Annotated in this window: 17 protein-coding genes; 11 read left to right on the forward strand and 6 right to left on the reverse strand. The window is 45.4% G+C overall.

Annotated elements, in window-relative coordinates:
* Positions 1–69: 69 nt before the first annotated feature.
* From ACPD8L_RS10060 to ACPD8L_RS10100, 9 genes are all read left to right on the forward strand, one after another.
* The gene (locus ACPD8L_RS10060) at positions 70–858 is read left to right on the forward strand and encodes a 3-keto-disaccharide hydrolase (RefSeq protein ID WP_421810497.1); all 789 of its coding nucleotides are present in this window, start codon (positions 70–72) and stop codon (positions 856–858) included.
* Positions 859–875: 17 nt separating this feature from the next.
* Positions 876–2,303, forward strand: coding sequence for a Gfo/Idh/MocA family protein (locus tag ACPD8L_RS10065; RefSeq protein WP_116216809.1), 1,428 nt, complete (start codon positions 876–878; stop codon positions 2,301–2,303).
* Positions 2,304–2,315: 12 nt separating this feature from the next.
* A complete protein-coding gene (locus ACPD8L_RS10070; protein WP_423943218.1) occupies positions 2,316–3,434 on the forward strand; it encodes a DmpA family aminopeptidase in 1,119 nt (372 codons plus the stop codon).
* Between the two features lie 125 nt (positions 3,435–3,559).
* Positions 3,560–4,699, forward strand: a complete 1,140-nt coding sequence (locus ACPD8L_RS10075; protein WP_423943220.1) for an SPFH domain-containing protein — start codon at positions 3,560–3,562, stop codon at positions 4,697–4,699.
* 148 nt (positions 4,700–4,847) lie between these two features.
* Positions 4,848–5,939 carry a TFIIB-type zinc ribbon-containing protein gene (locus ACPD8L_RS10080; protein WP_423943221.1) on the forward strand — a complete coding sequence of 364 codons (1,092 nt, stop codon included), beginning with the start codon at positions 4,848–4,850 and terminating at the stop codon, positions 5,937–5,939.
* Between the two features lie 45 nt (positions 5,940–5,984).
* The gene (locus tag ACPD8L_RS10085; protein WP_421810493.1) at positions 5,985–6,749 is read left to right on the forward strand and encodes a LytR/AlgR family response regulator transcription factor; all 765 of its coding nucleotides are present in this window, start codon (positions 5,985–5,987) and stop codon (positions 6,747–6,749) included.
* Positions 6,750–6,839: 90 nt separating this feature from the next.
* Positions 6,840–7,304, forward strand: a complete 465-nt coding sequence (locus tag ACPD8L_RS10090) for a DUF4440 domain-containing protein (protein WP_423943222.1) — start codon at positions 6,840–6,842, stop codon at positions 7,302–7,304.
* 71 nt (positions 7,305–7,375) lie between these two features.
* Complete coding sequence (locus ACPD8L_RS10095) at positions 7,376–8,308, forward strand: SMP-30/gluconolactonase/LRE family protein (RefSeq protein ID WP_423943223.1); 933 nt, start codon at positions 7,376–7,378, stop codon at positions 8,306–8,308.
* 7 nt (positions 8,309–8,315) lie between these two features.
* On the forward strand, positions 8,316–8,732 hold the full coding sequence (locus tag ACPD8L_RS10100) for a hypothetical protein (protein ID WP_423943225.1): 417 nt from the start codon (positions 8,316–8,318) through the stop codon (positions 8,730–8,732).
* A 7-nt stretch (positions 8,733–8,739) separates the two neighbouring features.
* Here the strand turns inward: ACPD8L_RS10100 and ACPD8L_RS10105 are convergent, their stop codons facing one another.
* From ACPD8L_RS10105 to hemH, 4 genes are read right to left on the reverse strand one after another with little or no spacing between them, the layout of a single operon-like run.
* The gene (locus tag ACPD8L_RS10105; RefSeq protein WP_421810489.1) at positions 8,740–9,852 is read right to left on the reverse strand and encodes a lactonase family protein; all 1,113 of its coding nucleotides are present in this window, start codon (positions 9,850–9,852) and stop codon (positions 8,740–8,742) included.
* 35 nt (positions 9,853–9,887) lie between these two features.
* A complete protein-coding gene (locus ACPD8L_RS10110; RefSeq protein WP_421810488.1) occupies positions 9,888–11,276 on the reverse strand; it encodes an MATE family efflux transporter in 1,389 nt (462 codons plus the stop codon).
* 54 nt (positions 11,277–11,330) lie between these two features.
* A complete protein-coding gene (locus ACPD8L_RS10115; protein ID WP_423943228.1) occupies positions 11,331–12,122 on the reverse strand; it encodes a DUF3050 domain-containing protein in 792 nt (263 codons plus the stop codon).
* 26 nt (positions 12,123–12,148) lie between these two features.
* Positions 12,149–13,195, reverse strand: coding sequence for a ferrochelatase (hemH, locus tag ACPD8L_RS10120; RefSeq protein ID WP_423943230.1), 1,047 nt, complete (start codon positions 13,193–13,195; stop codon positions 12,149–12,151).
* Between the two features lie 150 nt (positions 13,196–13,345).
* Between hemH and ACPD8L_RS10125 the strand changes: the two genes are divergently transcribed.
* Together ACPD8L_RS10125 and ACPD8L_RS10130 are read left to right on the forward strand one after the other, a co-directional pair.
* On the forward strand, positions 13,346–14,419 hold the full coding sequence (locus ACPD8L_RS10125; RefSeq protein ID WP_423943231.1) for a mechanosensitive ion channel family protein: 1,074 nt from the start codon (positions 13,346–13,348) through the stop codon (positions 14,417–14,419).
* On the forward strand, positions 14,406–15,260 hold the full coding sequence (locus ACPD8L_RS10130) for an N-acetylmuramoyl-L-alanine amidase-like domain-containing protein (protein WP_423943233.1): 855 nt from the start codon (positions 14,406–14,408) through the stop codon (positions 15,258–15,260). Before ACPD8L_RS10125 ends, ACPD8L_RS10130 begins: the two co-directional genes overlap by 14 nt.
* Here ACPD8L_RS10130 and ACPD8L_RS10135 read toward each other — a convergent pair.
* Both ACPD8L_RS10135 and ACPD8L_RS10140 read right to left on the reverse strand, forming a co-directional pair.
* Positions 15,246–15,998, reverse strand: coding sequence for a ThuA domain-containing protein (locus tag ACPD8L_RS10135; RefSeq protein WP_116216797.1), 753 nt, complete (start codon positions 15,996–15,998; stop codon positions 15,246–15,248). The two genes, ACPD8L_RS10130 and ACPD8L_RS10135, sit on opposite strands and share 15 nt — an antisense overlap.
* A 10-nt stretch (positions 15,999–16,008) precedes the next feature.
* Positions 16,009–16,887, reverse strand: a complete 879-nt coding sequence (locus ACPD8L_RS10140) for a helix-turn-helix domain-containing protein (protein ID WP_116216796.1) — start codon at positions 16,885–16,887, stop codon at positions 16,009–16,011.
* Between the last annotated feature and the right edge of the window lie 59 nt (positions 16,888–16,946).

Consider the following 16,946-nt stretch of genomic DNA (forward strand, 5'->3'; position numbering starts at 1 on the left):
AAAAAGGAAGAAAAAAGGTTTCACAATATTTTGTATTTTAACTCCCTCATTTAAATCTCAACCCACACTATGCGAAATTATTTTGGGCTCATCGTTCTTGTCGTTCTGATGGCAGCCTGCAAAAACCAATCAAAATCCCAAGAAGCACAAACAGTACAAACACCAGAGCCAGAAGAGTCCGAATGGATCTATCTCTTTGACGGTACCAGTACCGAAGGCTGGCGCGGCTACAACATGGAGACCCTTCCCCCCGGTTGGATCATAAAGGACAGCACCCTGACTTTCGACACCGAACTGGGCATGGAGCAGGACTACAAAGGCGGAAAGGACATCATCTACGGCGCCGAGGAGTTCGACAATTTTGAGCTCTACATGGAATGGAAGCTTCCCGAAGGCGGCAACAGTGGCATCTTCTACCACGTCAAGGAAGGTTACGACGGTCCTCCCGTGGTATCTCCCGAATATCAGTTGATCGATGACGAGAACTATGCCCGCATCCATGACCTTACGGCCTACAATACCAGTCTGGGCTACACTGATAAACCTGAAGAACTCAAGCCCTTGCAGCAAACCGGAGCCGACTACGCCATGCACCCACCAAAGGCCAACAAGACCCTACATCCCGCTGGGGAATGGAACAGCTCCAAGATCGTCTTCACCCCTGAAAAAGTGGAGCACTGGCTCAACGGGGAACTATTGTTGTCATTTGTCCCTTGGGATGAGGCTTGGCACGAAAAGAAAAACTCGGACAAGTGGAAGAACAGTCCTGACTACGGAAAGTTCAAGACAGGGTTCATTGCCTTGCAGGACCACTCCAGCCCAATTTGGTTCCGAAACATCAAAATAAAAAAATTATAATCCGCTAAAACCAACCCATGAATAAAAGAGAATTCATTAAAAAGAGTAGTGTAGGTGCCCTAGGCATCATGGTGGCCCCTTCGTTGTTGAAAGGCGCCCCTTTCAAGGAAAGATTACGAACTGCACACATCGGTGTGGGGAACATGGGCGCTGCGGACCTCAGCGCCATATCGTCCCATGGTTCCGTGGACGTGGTGGCCTTGTGCGATGTAGATGCCGTTAACCTTTCCGCTGCGCGCAAACTGCACCCAACGGCCCGTGTGTTCTTCGATTACCGCACCATGTTGAAGGAAATGGCCGATCAGATCGATGCCGTGATCGTGTCCACCCCGGACCATACCCACGCCCCAGCCTCCATGATGGCCATGGAGATGAACAAACCCGTCTACTGCCAAAAACCGTTGACTCATTATGTTTCTGAGTCCCGCGCCATGAAAAAGATGGCCGCCGAAAAAGGTTTGGTGACCCAGATGGGCATCCAGGTACACTCTTTCTACGATTATAAACTAGCTACGCTATTGATCCAATCCGGAATCATTGGCAAGGTGCACACCGTGCATGCCTGGTCCCCCAAGAACTGGGGATACGACGGTCCCCTTCCCCAAGGAGAGGACAAAGTCCCGGCACAATTGGACTGGAACCTTTGGTTGGGAACTTCTGCCGAAAGACCCTATAAAGAAGGAATGTACCATCCCGGGAACTGGAGAAAATTGATGGACTACGGCTGTGGCACTTTGGGCGACATGGGCGTACACATCTTCGACACCCCGTACAACGCCCTTGAGCTGGACGTTCCCATGACCGTGAAGACCGAGTGCCGCCCCTCCAATGGGTTCGGGTACCCGGAGAACAATGTGGTGACCTATGAGTTCCCTAGCACACCGTATACCTCCAAGACTTTCAAATGGGTTTGGTACGATGGCCCTGGAGCCCCAGATATGCACGAGGACTTAATTCTACCTGGTGCCAAGAACATGGCCGCTAAGAAATCAAACAAAGAGGAAAGTGTAGAGGACAAAATATCACTAGACGCCAAGGTGGCCGGAGAGGGCGAGCTTCCAGAACAGGGAGCCATGTTCGTAGGTGAAAAGGGACGCCTGTTGCTCCCCCACTTCATGCAGTTGCCCAAGAAGATCGTAAGGGGCAAGTACGTGGACATCTCCAAAGAAATCGCCAAGTTGAACGAGAAGCACAATCTGGGCGAGCCCATCAGAAATTATGAGTCCGAAGGACCCAAGCACTACCACCAGTTCGTGGATGCTTGTTTAGGCAAGGCTGAGACCACGGCACCTTTTGAGTATGGGGCTAGGCTCACCGAGACCATACTGTTGGGCACCATTGCCGGAAGGTTCCCCGGGGAGACCCTCCACTGGGACGCACAAGCGGCAAAGTTCAAGGAGGAAAAGGCAAATGCCTACCTTTCTGGAGACTATAGGGATTTTTAGGACTCCCCTATTATGAATAGGTCCGTACTGACCCTCCTGATTCTGCTACCATTGCTTTCGTTTTCGCAGAAGCGTATTCGAGATTATGGTGTTGGGATTGGAGTGCTCAGACCAGGACAATACAATGCAATTACCGACGTGCCTGGGGTACGGGTGGGACATGTCACCTTGATAAAAGGCGACAGCATCCGTACCGGGGTCACGGCGATTCTCCCCCATTCCGGAAATCTCTTTCAGGAAAAAGTCCCGGCAGCCATACATGTGGGCAACGGCTTTGGAAAACTGGCCGGCAGCACCCAAGTGAAGGAACTGGGCAGTTTGGAAACCCCTATCATCCTGACCAATACGTTGAGTGTGCCCACGGCCGTAAATGCCGTTATAGGATACACTTTACATCAAGAGGGCAACGAAACGGTCCGTTCCGTAAATGCCGTAGTGGGCGAAACCAATGATGGGTATTTAAACGACATTCGAGGACGCCATGTAAGCGAAACGGATGTACTACAAGCCATTTCAAAAGCAAAAACAGGAGCAGTTCCTGAAGGCAATGTTGGTGCGGGAACGGGCACCATTTGTTTTGGGTTCAAGGGAGGGATAGGAACCTCTTCCCGTGTACTTCCCAAAAAACTGGGAGGATACACCATAGGCGTATTGGTGCAGACCAATTTTGGCGGTGTTTTGCAAATAGCCGGGGTGGATGTGGACAAGCAGCTCGATCGTTATTCTGAAACGCTCAAGTATTCAGCAGATGGTTCCTGTATGATGGTGGTCCTGACCGATGCCCCATTGGATGCCCGCAATTTGGAACGATTGGCCAAACGGGCCATGTTGGGCTTGGCCAAAACCGGAGGAATTGCCAGTAACGGCAGTGGGGATTATGTGATTGCCGTTTCCACGGCAGAGGAATGTAGAATCCCTTATGAAAGTGAAAATCCCATTCAAACTGTACCGACCTTACGCAATGAGGCCATGACCCCACTTTTTCTGGCCACCATTGAAGCCACCGAAGAGGCCATCCTTAATTCTCTTTTCGCTGCGGAAACCATGACCGGTCGTGATGACCATACCATTGAGGCGCTTCCAAAGAAAAAGGTGTTAGAAATGCTCCAAGCGGCCCATAAAATGGACTAGCACTTCATCCCATCCACTTTTTCTTCGCATGTGGCGTAACATTCCCCTTGAATTTTACACTAACCTAATAGAAACTCTATAGTTTTTTTATAGTTTTAAAAGCATAATACCTAAAAAACACTACCATGGATATTTTTGGAAAGATCAAGGAGAAACTGAGCAATGAGTTTATCGATATTGTTGAGTGGCTCGATTATACGGATGACACCATTGCGCATCGGTTTGAGCGTTATCAAAATGAAATAAAGAACGGCGCAAAGCTGATTGTCCGCGAAGGGCAAACCGCCGTTTTCATCAACGAAGGCCAATTGGCCGATGTCTTTGAACCGGGCACTTATGACCTTACCACACAAAACCTACCAATTTTGGCTACTCTGAAAGGGTGGAAATACGGGTTCAATTCCCCATTCAAGGCCGAAGTGTATTTTGTGAACACCCACTTGTTCACCGACGAGAAATGGGGCACCAAGAGTCCCATCACTTTAAGTGATGACCGATTTGGTTTGGTAGAGATTCGTGCTTTTGGAACCTATGCCTTTAAAATTTCGGATGCTGGCAAGTTTATCAAAGATATTGTTGGCACGGATAGCAACTTTACCAATTTTGAGATCAATGAACATCTCAAAAGTTTGATAGCCACACGATTCACAAATACCGTGGGCCAAGCCAATTTGCCCATTGAATTGTATGCCGCCAATACCACTGAACTTTCGGATACGTGTCGCGAAGTCATGTCACCTGAGTTTGAAAGCGTTGGTATTTCCTTGGAGAAATTCTATATCGAAAATGTTTCTATGCCCGAAGATCTCAAAAAGGAAATCTTCGAGTACAGCCGTATCGACAAGCTTGACCTCGATAAATTGACCAAGTTCAAAACTGCCAAGGCCATTGAGGCCGCTGCCCAAAACGAAGGCGGGACCGCCGGGGCTGGAATGGGCATGGGTATGGGGTTTGTTTTGGCCCAACAAATGGGAGGCATGATGGGTGGAAACCCCCAAGCCTCCCCACAACAAACCGCCCAACCTGTTGGAGGCGCCGTTCCTCCACCAATGCCAACACAAACCATGTATTACTATGCCTCCAATGGGGTACAACATGGACCAGTGACCTTTGAACAAATGCAATCCCTTTTTGCATCCCGGGCCATCAATCGTGATAGTTTGGTATGGAAGCAGGGCATGGCCGCTTGGGCTTCTTTAAAAGAAGTGGAAGAATTGAAATCGTTCTTGGGAGGCAACACACCACCGCCATTGCCAACGGAGTAATCGCATTCATTGTCATTTCGAAATGAGTTGCAAAGCAACGATTGAGAAATCTAAGTAATTACACATTGAGATTTCTCAGTCGCTAGCTCCTTCGAAATGACAGCCTATCAATTTTGACATGGATTTCCGCCTACACGGAAATGAAACTATGGAAGAACAAAAAATCCAAAAAACCGAGCTCAAAAAAGCCTGCACCAACTGTGGTGCCGAGCTAAAATACAAGCCTGGGACCACCAGTATAAATTGTGAATATTGTGGTCATGAGGAATCAATTGCTATAAACGAAAATGGTTTTCAGGAACTGGAGCTGCACCCCTACCTCAAGGAAATGGGCTCACAGAAACACAGTGAGGAAATCTCCATGTTGCACTGCAAAAATTGTGGTGCCAATCAACATGTCGAAGAAAACTATAAGTCGCTCCACTGTGTATACTGCGGTATGCCTCTGGTGATTGAAGATGCCTATAAGGAAGATTGGATCTTACCTGGCGCGGTGCTCCCCTTTCAGATTGATCAAAAGAAATCCTTTATCATTTTCAAGAATTGGGTAAACCGCTTGTGGTTTGCACCCAATAAACTGAAGAAGGCCGCTTTGGACCCTCAATTTACCAAAGGGCTGTATTTACCCTATTGGACCTTTGATGCCCAACTTGCGGCAAGTTATACGGGACAACGGGGCGAATATTATTACGAAACCCGAAGGGTCAGGAACTCCAATGGAAAGATGGTGACCCAGCAGGTTCGGAAAACCCGTTGGTATCCAGCTTCAGGTGAGATTTCTGGTTTTGTGGACGACACCCTCATCAAGGCGTCTCGACAAAAATCGGGAAGGATCCCCCAAAAAATTTCCCATTGGAACCTCCAAAAACTGCAACCATTCAATAGCGGTTTTCTTTCTGGATTTGTTACCGAAAAATATACCATCCCGTTGAAAGATGGGCACCTCCATTCCAAAGACGTGGCCCGTGATATTGCCATGCGATGGTGCCGACAGGATATTGGCGGGGATACCCAACGTGTGACCCACATGGATATGGAGCTGTCCGAAGAGACCTTTAAACATATCTTGTTACCCGTTTATATAAGTGCCTATCGCTATAAGGGCAAGGAGTACAATTTCTTTATCAATGGGGAAAATGGACAGATCTCCGGCACCCGTCCGTACAGTGCTTGGAAAATCTTTTTAGCAGTACTATTTGGATTGATCATCATTGCCCTGCTGGTGTACTTTGCAAAGTAATTTTCCTTGCTTGGCTTCACCATTCCAAAATCCGTATCTTTAAATATGTCCAAGCCTATTTCACTGATATCGATTTTTGTGCTGCTCAATATGGGTATTGGCCGTATGTTCCAAGTAAGTTTAGGAGCAACCTGCTTTTCTGAATTGACCATTTTGGCCGTGACCAGTTTTGTTTTTTGGACCTTCTCTGCCCAACACATAAAAGTTTGGGCCCAAAACTGGGAACAAAAACCTTTCGGAAAAACATTGGCCCTTCAAGGAGGGTTGGGCATCACCGCCACGGCAATGAACATTCTTATTGGACAGGTTTTGGTAGTCTTTATGATGACCGTGGTATTTCGTTGCGCCTCTCCCAATTTCAATCTATTGCATGCAGGGCTCACCAACAATATCGCCGTTAACCTATTCTGCTATTTTGCACTCCTGTTTTACTTTATAAACAAGGAACACAACCAAAAAATTGACACTCCAATCGCACCCTTTTCAGGAAAGAAAATTCAAATTGAAGTGTCCAGGAACAGTTCCCGTTTTTTACTGATTCCTGAAGAAATCATCTATATTGAAACCAGCAACAACTGCATTGTGCTCCATACGAAAAAAGGAGTTTTTGTAAAATACCAAAGTCTTAGGTCAGTAGAGAAAATGCTCAGTTCAAAAACCTTTAAACGGGTGCATCGGTCCTATTTGGTGAACGTGGATTTTATGGATTGCCATCAGAAAAACAGCAATGGTGATGGCATACTCCGTTTAAAGAATGGAGATAAAATTAAATTCAGTAGGACCTACCGAAAGAACCTAGTGGAGGTTTAACGGCATCGACCTGCCCTTATTTTCCCGCAGCTTACCCAGTGTTGTTACATGTCTTTCATCACTCCTGCTACATTTGGAAAAACTGAACACATGAAGACTTTTCTAAGTGTCGCTATTGGATGTTTTATCCTATGGTCCTGTACCTCCAAAACGGAAACCGAAACAGGACAAAACCTTATCACTGAACAAGATCGGCATCTCCTGAGCCAATTAAAAGAAGTAAAATGGCCCAAAGCCTATCGGGAACAGGACACTCTATTGCTCGATTCCATTTTGGGAGACGATTTTCAAATGATTGACAATCAAGGAAACTGGTCCAATAAAAAAGGAGAACTCGCCTGGATCAAGGAACATGCCAGCACCCACGATTCCTTTTTTTATGAAATAAAACGCTTGGACATTCTGCCCAATGGCACGGCCATGATCTGTGGTACTGGGCATATCTTCAATGACTCCATAAAAACCATTTATCAGTCCAGCAATGTCCTCATAAAACGTGAGGGGCAATGGAAGGCAATCGCTTCCCATGTATCCGGTATCAAACAAGTACCCTAAACCTTAAAGTTCTGATAATGTACCCTTAAACTGGCCCATATTTTAGTATTTTCCCTAAAAATCCTCGTTCAATGAAAATGCTTGTGGGGCTTTTGCTGTTGGTCTGTACCCTTGCCGGCGCGCAAGAAACCCATTCCGTTCCGCTCAAATTTAAAAAGGATTTGATTCCCGAAGGCATCGCCATTGATCCTTCCTCCAAAAAAGTATACCTCAACAGCTTGAAGAAGGATAAAATTGTACGTTCTGATTTGGATGGGACCCATGCCGAGGATTTTATTGGAAGTAAAGAATATGGATACCTCTCCGGTTTTGGGATGACTATTCAAGGAGACACCCTCTTCGCCTTGGGAAACAGTTTGCCCAAAAGCAACAATTCGTCCGTTCTTCTTTTGATGAACCCTACTTCAGGGGAATTCATCGCGTCGTATACCCTAAACTCGGATGAGGTAATCTACCTGAATGATATTGCCATAACGCCCAATGGTGAAGCTTATATCACCGATTCGGAAAGTGACACCCTCTATGCCCTGACCGGGCCCAAAAAGGCCTTGGAGGTCTTCTTTACCCATGAAGAAATCAAACATTCCAATGGCATTACAGTATCCGATGATGGTAAATATCTCTATTTGGCCACTTACACCTCCGGCATCCGGATTTTGGACATCGCCTCAAAGAAGTTGTTGAACCCACCCAATCAGTTTAAGGGAATCGATGGGTTGAAATTCCATAAAAACACCCTGATTGCCATAGTAAATGGGAAAAGGGACCTGTCCCAAAATGGGGTCTTTCAATTTGAACTGAATCCTGAGAGCACCAAAATCCTGTCCGAAAAGAGAATCATGTCATTTTTCAATCCATCCGACATTCCAACGACATTTGCCATCCATGATGAGTATATGTACTTTGTTTCAGATTCCCAATTGGACAACTTTGATCAGGAAAACAATACCATTATCCAACCCGATCAATTGCAGAACTACAGATTAATTCGCCTTAAAATTTGATGCCGCTATGATCAACAAAACTTCTCTTTCCTGCTTCTTTTTCAGTCTGGCATGCCAATTCTTCTACGCTCAAACTGAAGTAAAAAACACCGTCATTTCCAAAAACTATTGTACTGAAATAGGTCGCTTTGACCTTCTAATTGACAACAACGAAGTCGCCGGAGCCTACTATCTAATACACAAAAACGCACTTGGCGGAGTTTGGGGCCGATTAAAGAATAACGTGATGACCGGTAGATGGCACGATGCTGATGGAAAAGGGGATATCATCATCACTTTTACTGATGACTTCAACTTTTTTACAGCGGATTATCGCAGTGATGATGACCAAGATAAATGGTATCGGGATTCTTGGCACGGCTCACTTCGTCCCAATGCATCCCCTTCCTTTGATAAAAAAGGCATAACCTACCGATGCGAATAACTTAAAACTAATTCAGAAAGGCTATACAAACCGGACTGCCCAAGTTTGTCTCGCTTAAGAATTGCAAGGTGCCTTTTTCAGCATCCCTTTTGAAAACGATGATGTTATTGCTCCTTTGATTGGCCACCAATAAAAATTCGCCTGTGGGGTCCAATGAGAAATTACGGGGCCAGTCACCACGAACCGACTCCCTGCCCACCAAGGTCAGTTTTCCGGATTCTTGATCTACGGCAAAGATTACGATAGTGTTCTCCCCGCGGTTGGAACCGTATAAAAACTTACCATCAGGGGATAGGTGTATATCGGCACAATAACTTTTTTCAGTATACCCTTCAGCCAATGTAGATTCTGTCTGAATTTCTCGGTAAGACCCTTGGCCGTCTTTTTCAAAAACGGAAACCGTGCTGTTCAACTCACTGATCACATATAGGATGTTACCATTCTTACCAAAGGTAAAATGTCTGGGGCCAGCTCCAGCGGCCAAGTCGATTGAGGCTTGGTCTCCAACCACATATTGCCCCCCTTCCCTTTTGTAACGCTTTATACCATCCAATCCCAAATCCGCTACAAAAAGTCCGTCTTTGGTAAACTTTGCCATGTGCGCACGGGAGGTTCGGGTGGTATCCAAAATCTTATGGTCGATCACTTGGGGTTCCCCGGCAAGCGATCCATCGTCATTCAACTGATACAGGGCCACATTGCCCCCACCATAGTTGGCAGCGGCCAAATAACCCTCCTCGGACAAGGAAACATGGCAAGGACCATTTCCTTGGGTTCCTTTGCTATTCTGGATTTCCAAAACACCTTCATTCAAGCGGAATGCTGTAACACCTCCCCCAAGACTATCAAAATCGCCAGTCTCCTGTATGGCATAGAGATTGTTCTTATCCTCGGAAATCGTCAAATACGAAGGGTTTTTCAATTTGGCAGCCAATTCTTGGCTTCCAAGCGCACCCGTTGCAGTATCCAAGGTGTATTTGTAAATCCCCTCACTATCCCCATTGGTATACGTTCCAACAAAAAGGGTGTGGGCGGTTTTCTCTTCTGATTTTTTCTCTGCTTTTTCCTTACAGGCAATTCCGGTCATTAGCACTAGACCGAGCAATAGTGTTTTCTTCATGGATGATTAAAATGTTTGTCCCAAATTAAGCAATCTTATGCAACTAATCCAGACAACTTTGTTTTAATCTCACGCGCCAAATAAATCCCTGTGACAATGGTGGAAAGTACATCGGCTATGGGAAAGGATAGCCAAACGCCCATCTCCCCCATAAATTGGGGCAACAACAAAATAAGCGGTATAAAAAAGAAGCCCTGTCGGGTAAGTGTGAGCAATAACGCCGGAATGGCCTTCCCTACCGCTTGAAAATATGCGGCACCTATCAATTGAAGGGCAATGATCGGTGTAGCCGCAAAGACCAACCGCATGGCCAAAGGGGAATGCTGCAACACAAATGCATTGGTGGCCAATTCCTCTGCCGGCAAATGGGGCTTGTTGCTCAGGAAAAGTGAAGCGATCTCTGCCGGAAAAACCATGAGGACAACAAAGACCAAGGTCGCCACCAAAGCAGCATACTTGATGGCCGTATAAATGGATTCTTTGACCCGATCATATTGTGCTGCCCCATAATTGAAGCCTGCAATGGGCAAAAACCCTTGGGTGACCCCAAAAACAGGAAAAAGGGCGAACATGAGCATCCGGCCGATAATGGCATAGACCGCCACCATGGCCTCCCCTCCCAAATTAAAGAGGATGTTGTTCATGAGCAGATAGGTGATACTGGTCACGGCCTGACGTGCCAAGGTCACAAATCCTAGGGAGCCAATTTCCTGAAGAATGGATCTGTCCAACCCAAAATGGGAAAAACCAATCTTCAGTTCAGAGTTTTTTGATAGAAAAAAATAGAGAATATATCCAAAACACATTAAATATCCTGCGGTAGTGGCCCAAGCGGCCCCGTGCATGCCCCAATCGAACACATAGATAAAAATGTAGTCCATGAGCAGGTTCCCCACCGAAGGGATAATCATGGCCACCATGGCAAATTTGGGTTTCCCCTCGGCCCTAATCACGGTATTTCCCATCATACAAAGCGCCAAGAACGGCACCCCATACAGGATAATGGTATAGTAAATTTTGGCAGGGGCAAAAATGGAACCCTTGCCTCCAAAGGCCGGTATCAAGGTGTCCACAAAATAAAGTCCCAAGGCCACCATGACCACCGTAACCAAAACGGTCAGTGTAATCTGGTTTCCAAAAGTCTTAAGGGCTTTTTCCTTGTTATTAGCCCCCAAGGCACGCGACACAATACTGGAACCGCCAATACCAATGGCCATTCCCAAAGCTGCAATAAAGAAGGAAACGGGCAACACCACATTAATGGCTGCAATGGCAATGGAGCCGATCCAATTACCCACAAAGATGGAGTCGACCAACACGTTCAAGGACATCACCAGAATGCCAATGGATGCAGGTACGGCCTGTTTGATCAATAATTTTCCAATGGGTTCTTTCCCGAGTGCGTCAGAGGTTACTTTGGCCATGCCAATGGTGTTCTTTGGGTGTAAGGCTTTGTGTGTGGTAAATCTAATCCAAATCTACAACGCCTCGATCAAATTACCTTTGTTCTCCCTTAGTTTTTTGGTGATGCTTTCCCATAAAGCCATTCTATGCTCCAAAGCTCTTTGGCTATACTCAGCGACATCGGTCCATTTTTGTTCATCTTGGCCACAGAGCATCTTCATCATTTTCACCGCCATGGGTCCGTGTTCGTCCCCATCCAATTCAATGTGCCGTTTTAGGTAATAGGAAAGTTTGGGATACTGCTCTGGACCTTTTTTCCCAGATTGTTCTATGATGCCCAAGAACATGTCCGGAATCAATTCTTCCCTTCCAAAGGTAAAGGCCGCAGCAATGATATGCGGTTTTTGGGTGTTGATGACTTCAAAAGTGAAGCTTAAAAAGTTCTTTTCGGCCAGATTTAAATCCGCATTTTTGATTTGCCCTGCGATTGCTTCAAGATTCCCGAAGCTTCCAATGACATCATTGACCTTGGAGGTATTGGCATTGACCTCCTCCATGGCATCCAGATACATTTCAAAATGGCTTTTGGCCACTCCCTCCTCATTGAAATCGCTCTCCTCCTCCAAGACAATCTCATTGATGAATCTTGCCACTGTGGTATCCGAAGCAGGCTTCCAAGGAAGGTCGGTACAGGTAAGCTCACGTTGCAGGGCCTTTAATAGCGACATAAAATCCCAAACGGCATACACATGGCTCTCCATAAAGGTCCTGATGTCCTCAACAGAATCCAGCTGCGCGTAGAGCTCATGGTTTTTGAGTTGTTCCCGTACTTCTTTGAGACTGTGCTCCAAGTTTTCAATGCTCATAGACTTGTTTTACTGTACTCCAAAAATTATTGGATGTTATATTCCGGCAGGGTTTGATTTGTTGACCAAGTATTGATCCACTGTGCCATAAGACTTGCCCAATCATCCCTATCGTTCAAACATGGGACATGGATGTAGTCTTTCCCCCCTGCTTCAACAAATTGTTCTTTGCCTTCCATGGCGATTTCTTCCAAAGTCTCCAGACAATCGCTTACAAAAGCAGGAGTGATCACGGCCAAACGCTCAATGCCCTCTTTACCCAATCGTTCAAATTCATGGTCGGTGAAGGGCTGTAACCATGGGTCGCTTCCCAATCGGGATTGGAACGAAGTACTCACTTTATCCTTGGGCAATCCCAATTGCTCTATCACCAACTCGGTGGTATCATAACATTGATGTCTATAACAGGTATGATGGGCCACCGAATTGGCCTTGCAACAGGCCCCATTCAATTGGCAGTGGAATTTTGTGGGGTCCGATTTTTTAATATGCCTCTCGGGAATCCCATGATAGGAGAAAAGAATATGGTCGTAATCAAAACCCTTTAGACCTTCCGCTATGCTATTGGACAATATTTTGATGTAATCCGGATTGCTATAAAAAGCTGGTAAGGTGGTCAACTGCATGCTAGGGAAATGCTCCTGTTGCACTTCCATGACCTTGACCACTACGGTTTCATATGATGACATGGCATAATGGGGATACAGGGGCACCAACAATACCTCATCCACTCCTTTATCCTTCAACTCCTGTAACGCGTTCTTAATGGTCATGGAACCATACCGCATCCCCAAGGCAATGGGCAGGCTGGTCTGTTGGCCCACTTTTTCCATAAAACGTTCCGAGATGATAATCAAAGGAGAGCCTTCCTCCCACCAAATCTTGGAATAGGCTTCCGCCGAACGCTTTGGACGTGTGTTCAGGATAATTCCCCGTACAATGATGTTTCGCAGAACGGGGTTCACGTCTATGACACGCTCGTCCATGAGAAACTCATCCAAATATGGTTTAACATCCTTCGCGGTAGGGCTGTCCGGCGAACCCAAATTGACCAATAAAACTCCTTTTGGCACAGCTTTTTGTTTTAGGCCCCAAAAATACAACTTGGTACGGACTTGTTGTTTTTAGAATCCAATTACTTTTCTATGGTCCATAACTAAATTCAATCTTCATTTAGCATTCCGGATTTTAGCCCGTGTTCTTTTCTCCCTATTTTTGTTGTCATGGACCTTTTTATTGAAACCGTTTCCAAGGAATCGCTCATTTATCTGGGGATTGCCCTCTTTGTTTTGGCCCTGGCGTATTGGGTGTTTTCCATCATCCTAAAACGGTTGGGGAAAAATCCAAAATACCTTTTGCCCAACGGTTCGTTTAGGCGATTGACGAAGCCCCTGCTGTTGATTTTCGTTTCCATTGTATTGCGAATGAAATCCCTGCGGGATCTTTTGAACTTGGAAGAGTTGGGGTTTTGGTTCCGAAAGGCCAGCACCTTGCTCTTTATCTTGGCCATGACGTGGTTGATCATTGCGGTATTGAAAATTGTGAAACAGATTATCATCAAAAACTATGATGTTGGGGAGACCGATAACTTAAAGGCCCGTAAGATCTACACCCAGTTCACCATTTTGGAACGCATTGTGATCTTTATTGTCATCATACTAGCTCTTGGACTTGCCTTGATGAGTTTCAAGGAAATCCGTGAAATTGGGATCAGTATTTTTGCCTCTGCTGGGGTTGCCGGGATTATTATTGGTTTTTCCGCCCAAAAATTCATCGGAACTCTATTGGCGGGTATTCAAATTGCCATTGCACAACCCATAAAATTGGATGATGTGGTCATTGTGGAGGGCGAGTGGGGCCGGATTGAGGAAATTACCCTTACCTATGTAGTGGTCCGTATTTGGGACAAGCGCAGATTGATTGTCCCTACCCCTTATTTTATTGATCAACCGTTCCAAAACTGGACCAAAAGCTCCGCAGACATTTTGGGAACTGTGTTTTTATATGTGGATTACATGGTTTCCTTTGATGATCTTCGCGAAGAATTGACCCGCATTCTCCAAAACACGGAACTTTGGGATGGTGAAGTGAATATCCTTCAGGTTACCGATTCCAAGCCTACCCATGTAGAGGTAAGGGCCTTGATGAGTGCCAAGGATTCCTCCACAGCTTGGGACCTTCGGGTTCATGTACGTGAGAAATTGATAAACTATTTGCAGAAAAATTACCCTGAGAGCATAGCCCGAACACGGATAATGCTCCAACAAACCAATGACACCAAAAATGATGAAATATAAAACCTTTTTGCCCCTACTATTTTTAGGGTTGATGGCCTCTGCCCAGCAAATTACCTGTTCCCCAAAAGATAAATCCCTTTTTGAGGACAAAATCGCAGCCTTGCAGAATACCCAAGCTTCTTTTTTGGGTGATACCATTGTAGCAGTCGGGAAATCCTTTCTGGACACCCCTTATGTGGAAAAAACCCTTGAAGTGGGTGAAACCGAAACTTTGGTAGTGAACTTACAAGGGTTGGACTGTACCACTTTTGTTGAAAATGTACTCGCCTTCGGAACCATGTTGAAGTCAAAACAAGACTCGTTTGAAGATTTCACCAAAACCTTGGAGACCATTCGGTATAGAGATGGTGACTTAAAAGGCTATCCTTCTCGTTTACATTACTTTACAGAGTGGATTCGGAATAATGAAGAGAAGGGATTGGTCAAGGACATTACCTCGGATTTGGGAGGAATTGAACTCAACAAGCCTATCAATTTTATGGGAACGCACCGTTCCCTGTATCCGTTTTTGAGCGATGACACCAACTTTGCCATCATACAACAAGCTGAAAAAGAATTGGCCAAGGAAAATCTGTGTTACTTGCCCCAAGATCGGATTAAAAGCAAGGAACAGCAAATACAATCCGGGGACATTATTGCATTGGCCACCTCCATTAAAGGGTTGGACGTTACCCATACCGGCATAGCCATACATCAACCGGATGGGCGATTGCATTTACTTCATGCATCGAGCAAAAATGGAAAAGTGGAAATCACCCAAGAGCCTTTGGTGGATTACCTAAAGAACATCAAAAGCAATATTGGGATTATTGTGGCTAGGCCCGTTTTAGTTTCTTTTTAGGCACCATTCAATGGCCCCCAGGAGGTGTTGCCTGAAATCGGGGTCATCATAAGCGGCATCAGTATGCCCCAAACCGGTATAAAAAGCACGACCCCCATCATATTCGTGGTACCAGGCTATGGGATGATTGGCTCCATTCTTGCCACCTTTATAACTGGTTTCATCCAGTTTCATCAAGACAGAAACGTCAGGGTTCAACTGCTTAAAATTGTACCACTCATCAAAATGCATCCAAACATCGTTCAGGTGGGTTGTGGAGGGATGGGCTTTGTCCACTACATCAATTTTGGCTTTCTGTTGTTCCGGGTGACTTTCAAAATAACCCCCTACCAATTTCCCATACCAAGGCCAGTCGTACTCGGTATCCGCAGCGGCATGGATTCCCAAATAACTACCGCCATTTTTAATGTACCCTTCAAAGGCTTTCTGTTGGGCATCATCCAATACCTCTTCGGTGGTGCTCAGAAAGACCACCAATTTGTAGTTCTTCAGATTTTGAGGGTTAAAGTCAGTTCCTGAATCGGTTTGAAGGGCTACGAAACCGTTCTTTCTCCCCAATTCGCGCAAGGTCTGCATCCCTTTTTCAATGGAAGCATGCCTATACCCCGTTGTTTTGGTGAACACCAGGACCAATTCGGGCATTTTCACATTTTGAGCTTCTTCCGAGCTTGGAGCGTCCTGTGCGGAAATCTGCAACGCAAAGCCCATGACAAAAAGGGACAGTACAAGAGTTTTCATTTTGTAATTTTTATGCGTTTGAAGTTAAGTATTTTTTGGGGGTGGTGCCATATTTCTTTTTGAAGGAAGCGATAAAATGACTGGCCGTGCTGTACCCCACTTTTAAGCCCACTTCATTGACGTTATGCTTTCCGGTTTCCAACATTTTTCGGGCGTACTCCATCTTGTAATCGAACAAAAACCCATAGACCGAATCGCCATAAATCTGCTTGAACCCTTCTTTCAGTTTTTTCAAGCTCAATCCAATTTCTTGGGAAAGTTCGGCCAAGGTGGGTGGCTCCGCCATTCGTGAAATCATGATTTCCTTGGCCATTCTAATACGCCGCACATTGTCCTCATCGGCCAAAAAGGGACATTGTTCCAAATCGGCATCTTCGGTTTTATTAAAATAAAGGGATATCAGCTCATATACTTTTCCTTTGATATACAATTGTTTGATGGAAGGATGCAAATTGTAATTCATTAACTGGCTCAGCACAACAGCAATGGCCGGCGACACCATTTCTTGTGAATAGTATTTTTTCTCCTTGTTCTCACCGCTCAAAAAAGGGATGTACTCCGCTTCATTGGAAAAAAGGGAATGGAACTTCCGTATGGTCATTACCACCGATAACAACCATGAGTTGGGTGACACAATAAGATTCAAAGGCAAATCTTTTTGCGTGTTATACAGCAAGAGGGAGTTTTCTTCCGTTACCTCCAGATGATAATTTCCTTCATTAAAATTGAAACGCGTTTTGCCTTTCAGGCAAAAATGGAACTGGATAAACGAACTGTCAATCTCCCGTTCCACCGTCTGCAATTCTTGTGTATCGTTCTGAATCTTAAGGATATAAAACCCATCTTCCACCAGAATTTCCTCATAGGAACCTTTAGCGATATTTTTCATGAACAGTTTTGCTTTTATAAACGTTTTCCTTCAATTTAGAATGACTCTAAATTATATGT

This window comes from Flagellimonas algicida, assembly GCF_049629585.1.
Taxonomy (GTDB): domain Bacteria; phylum Bacteroidota; class Bacteroidia; order Flavobacteriales; family Flavobacteriaceae; genus Flagellimonas.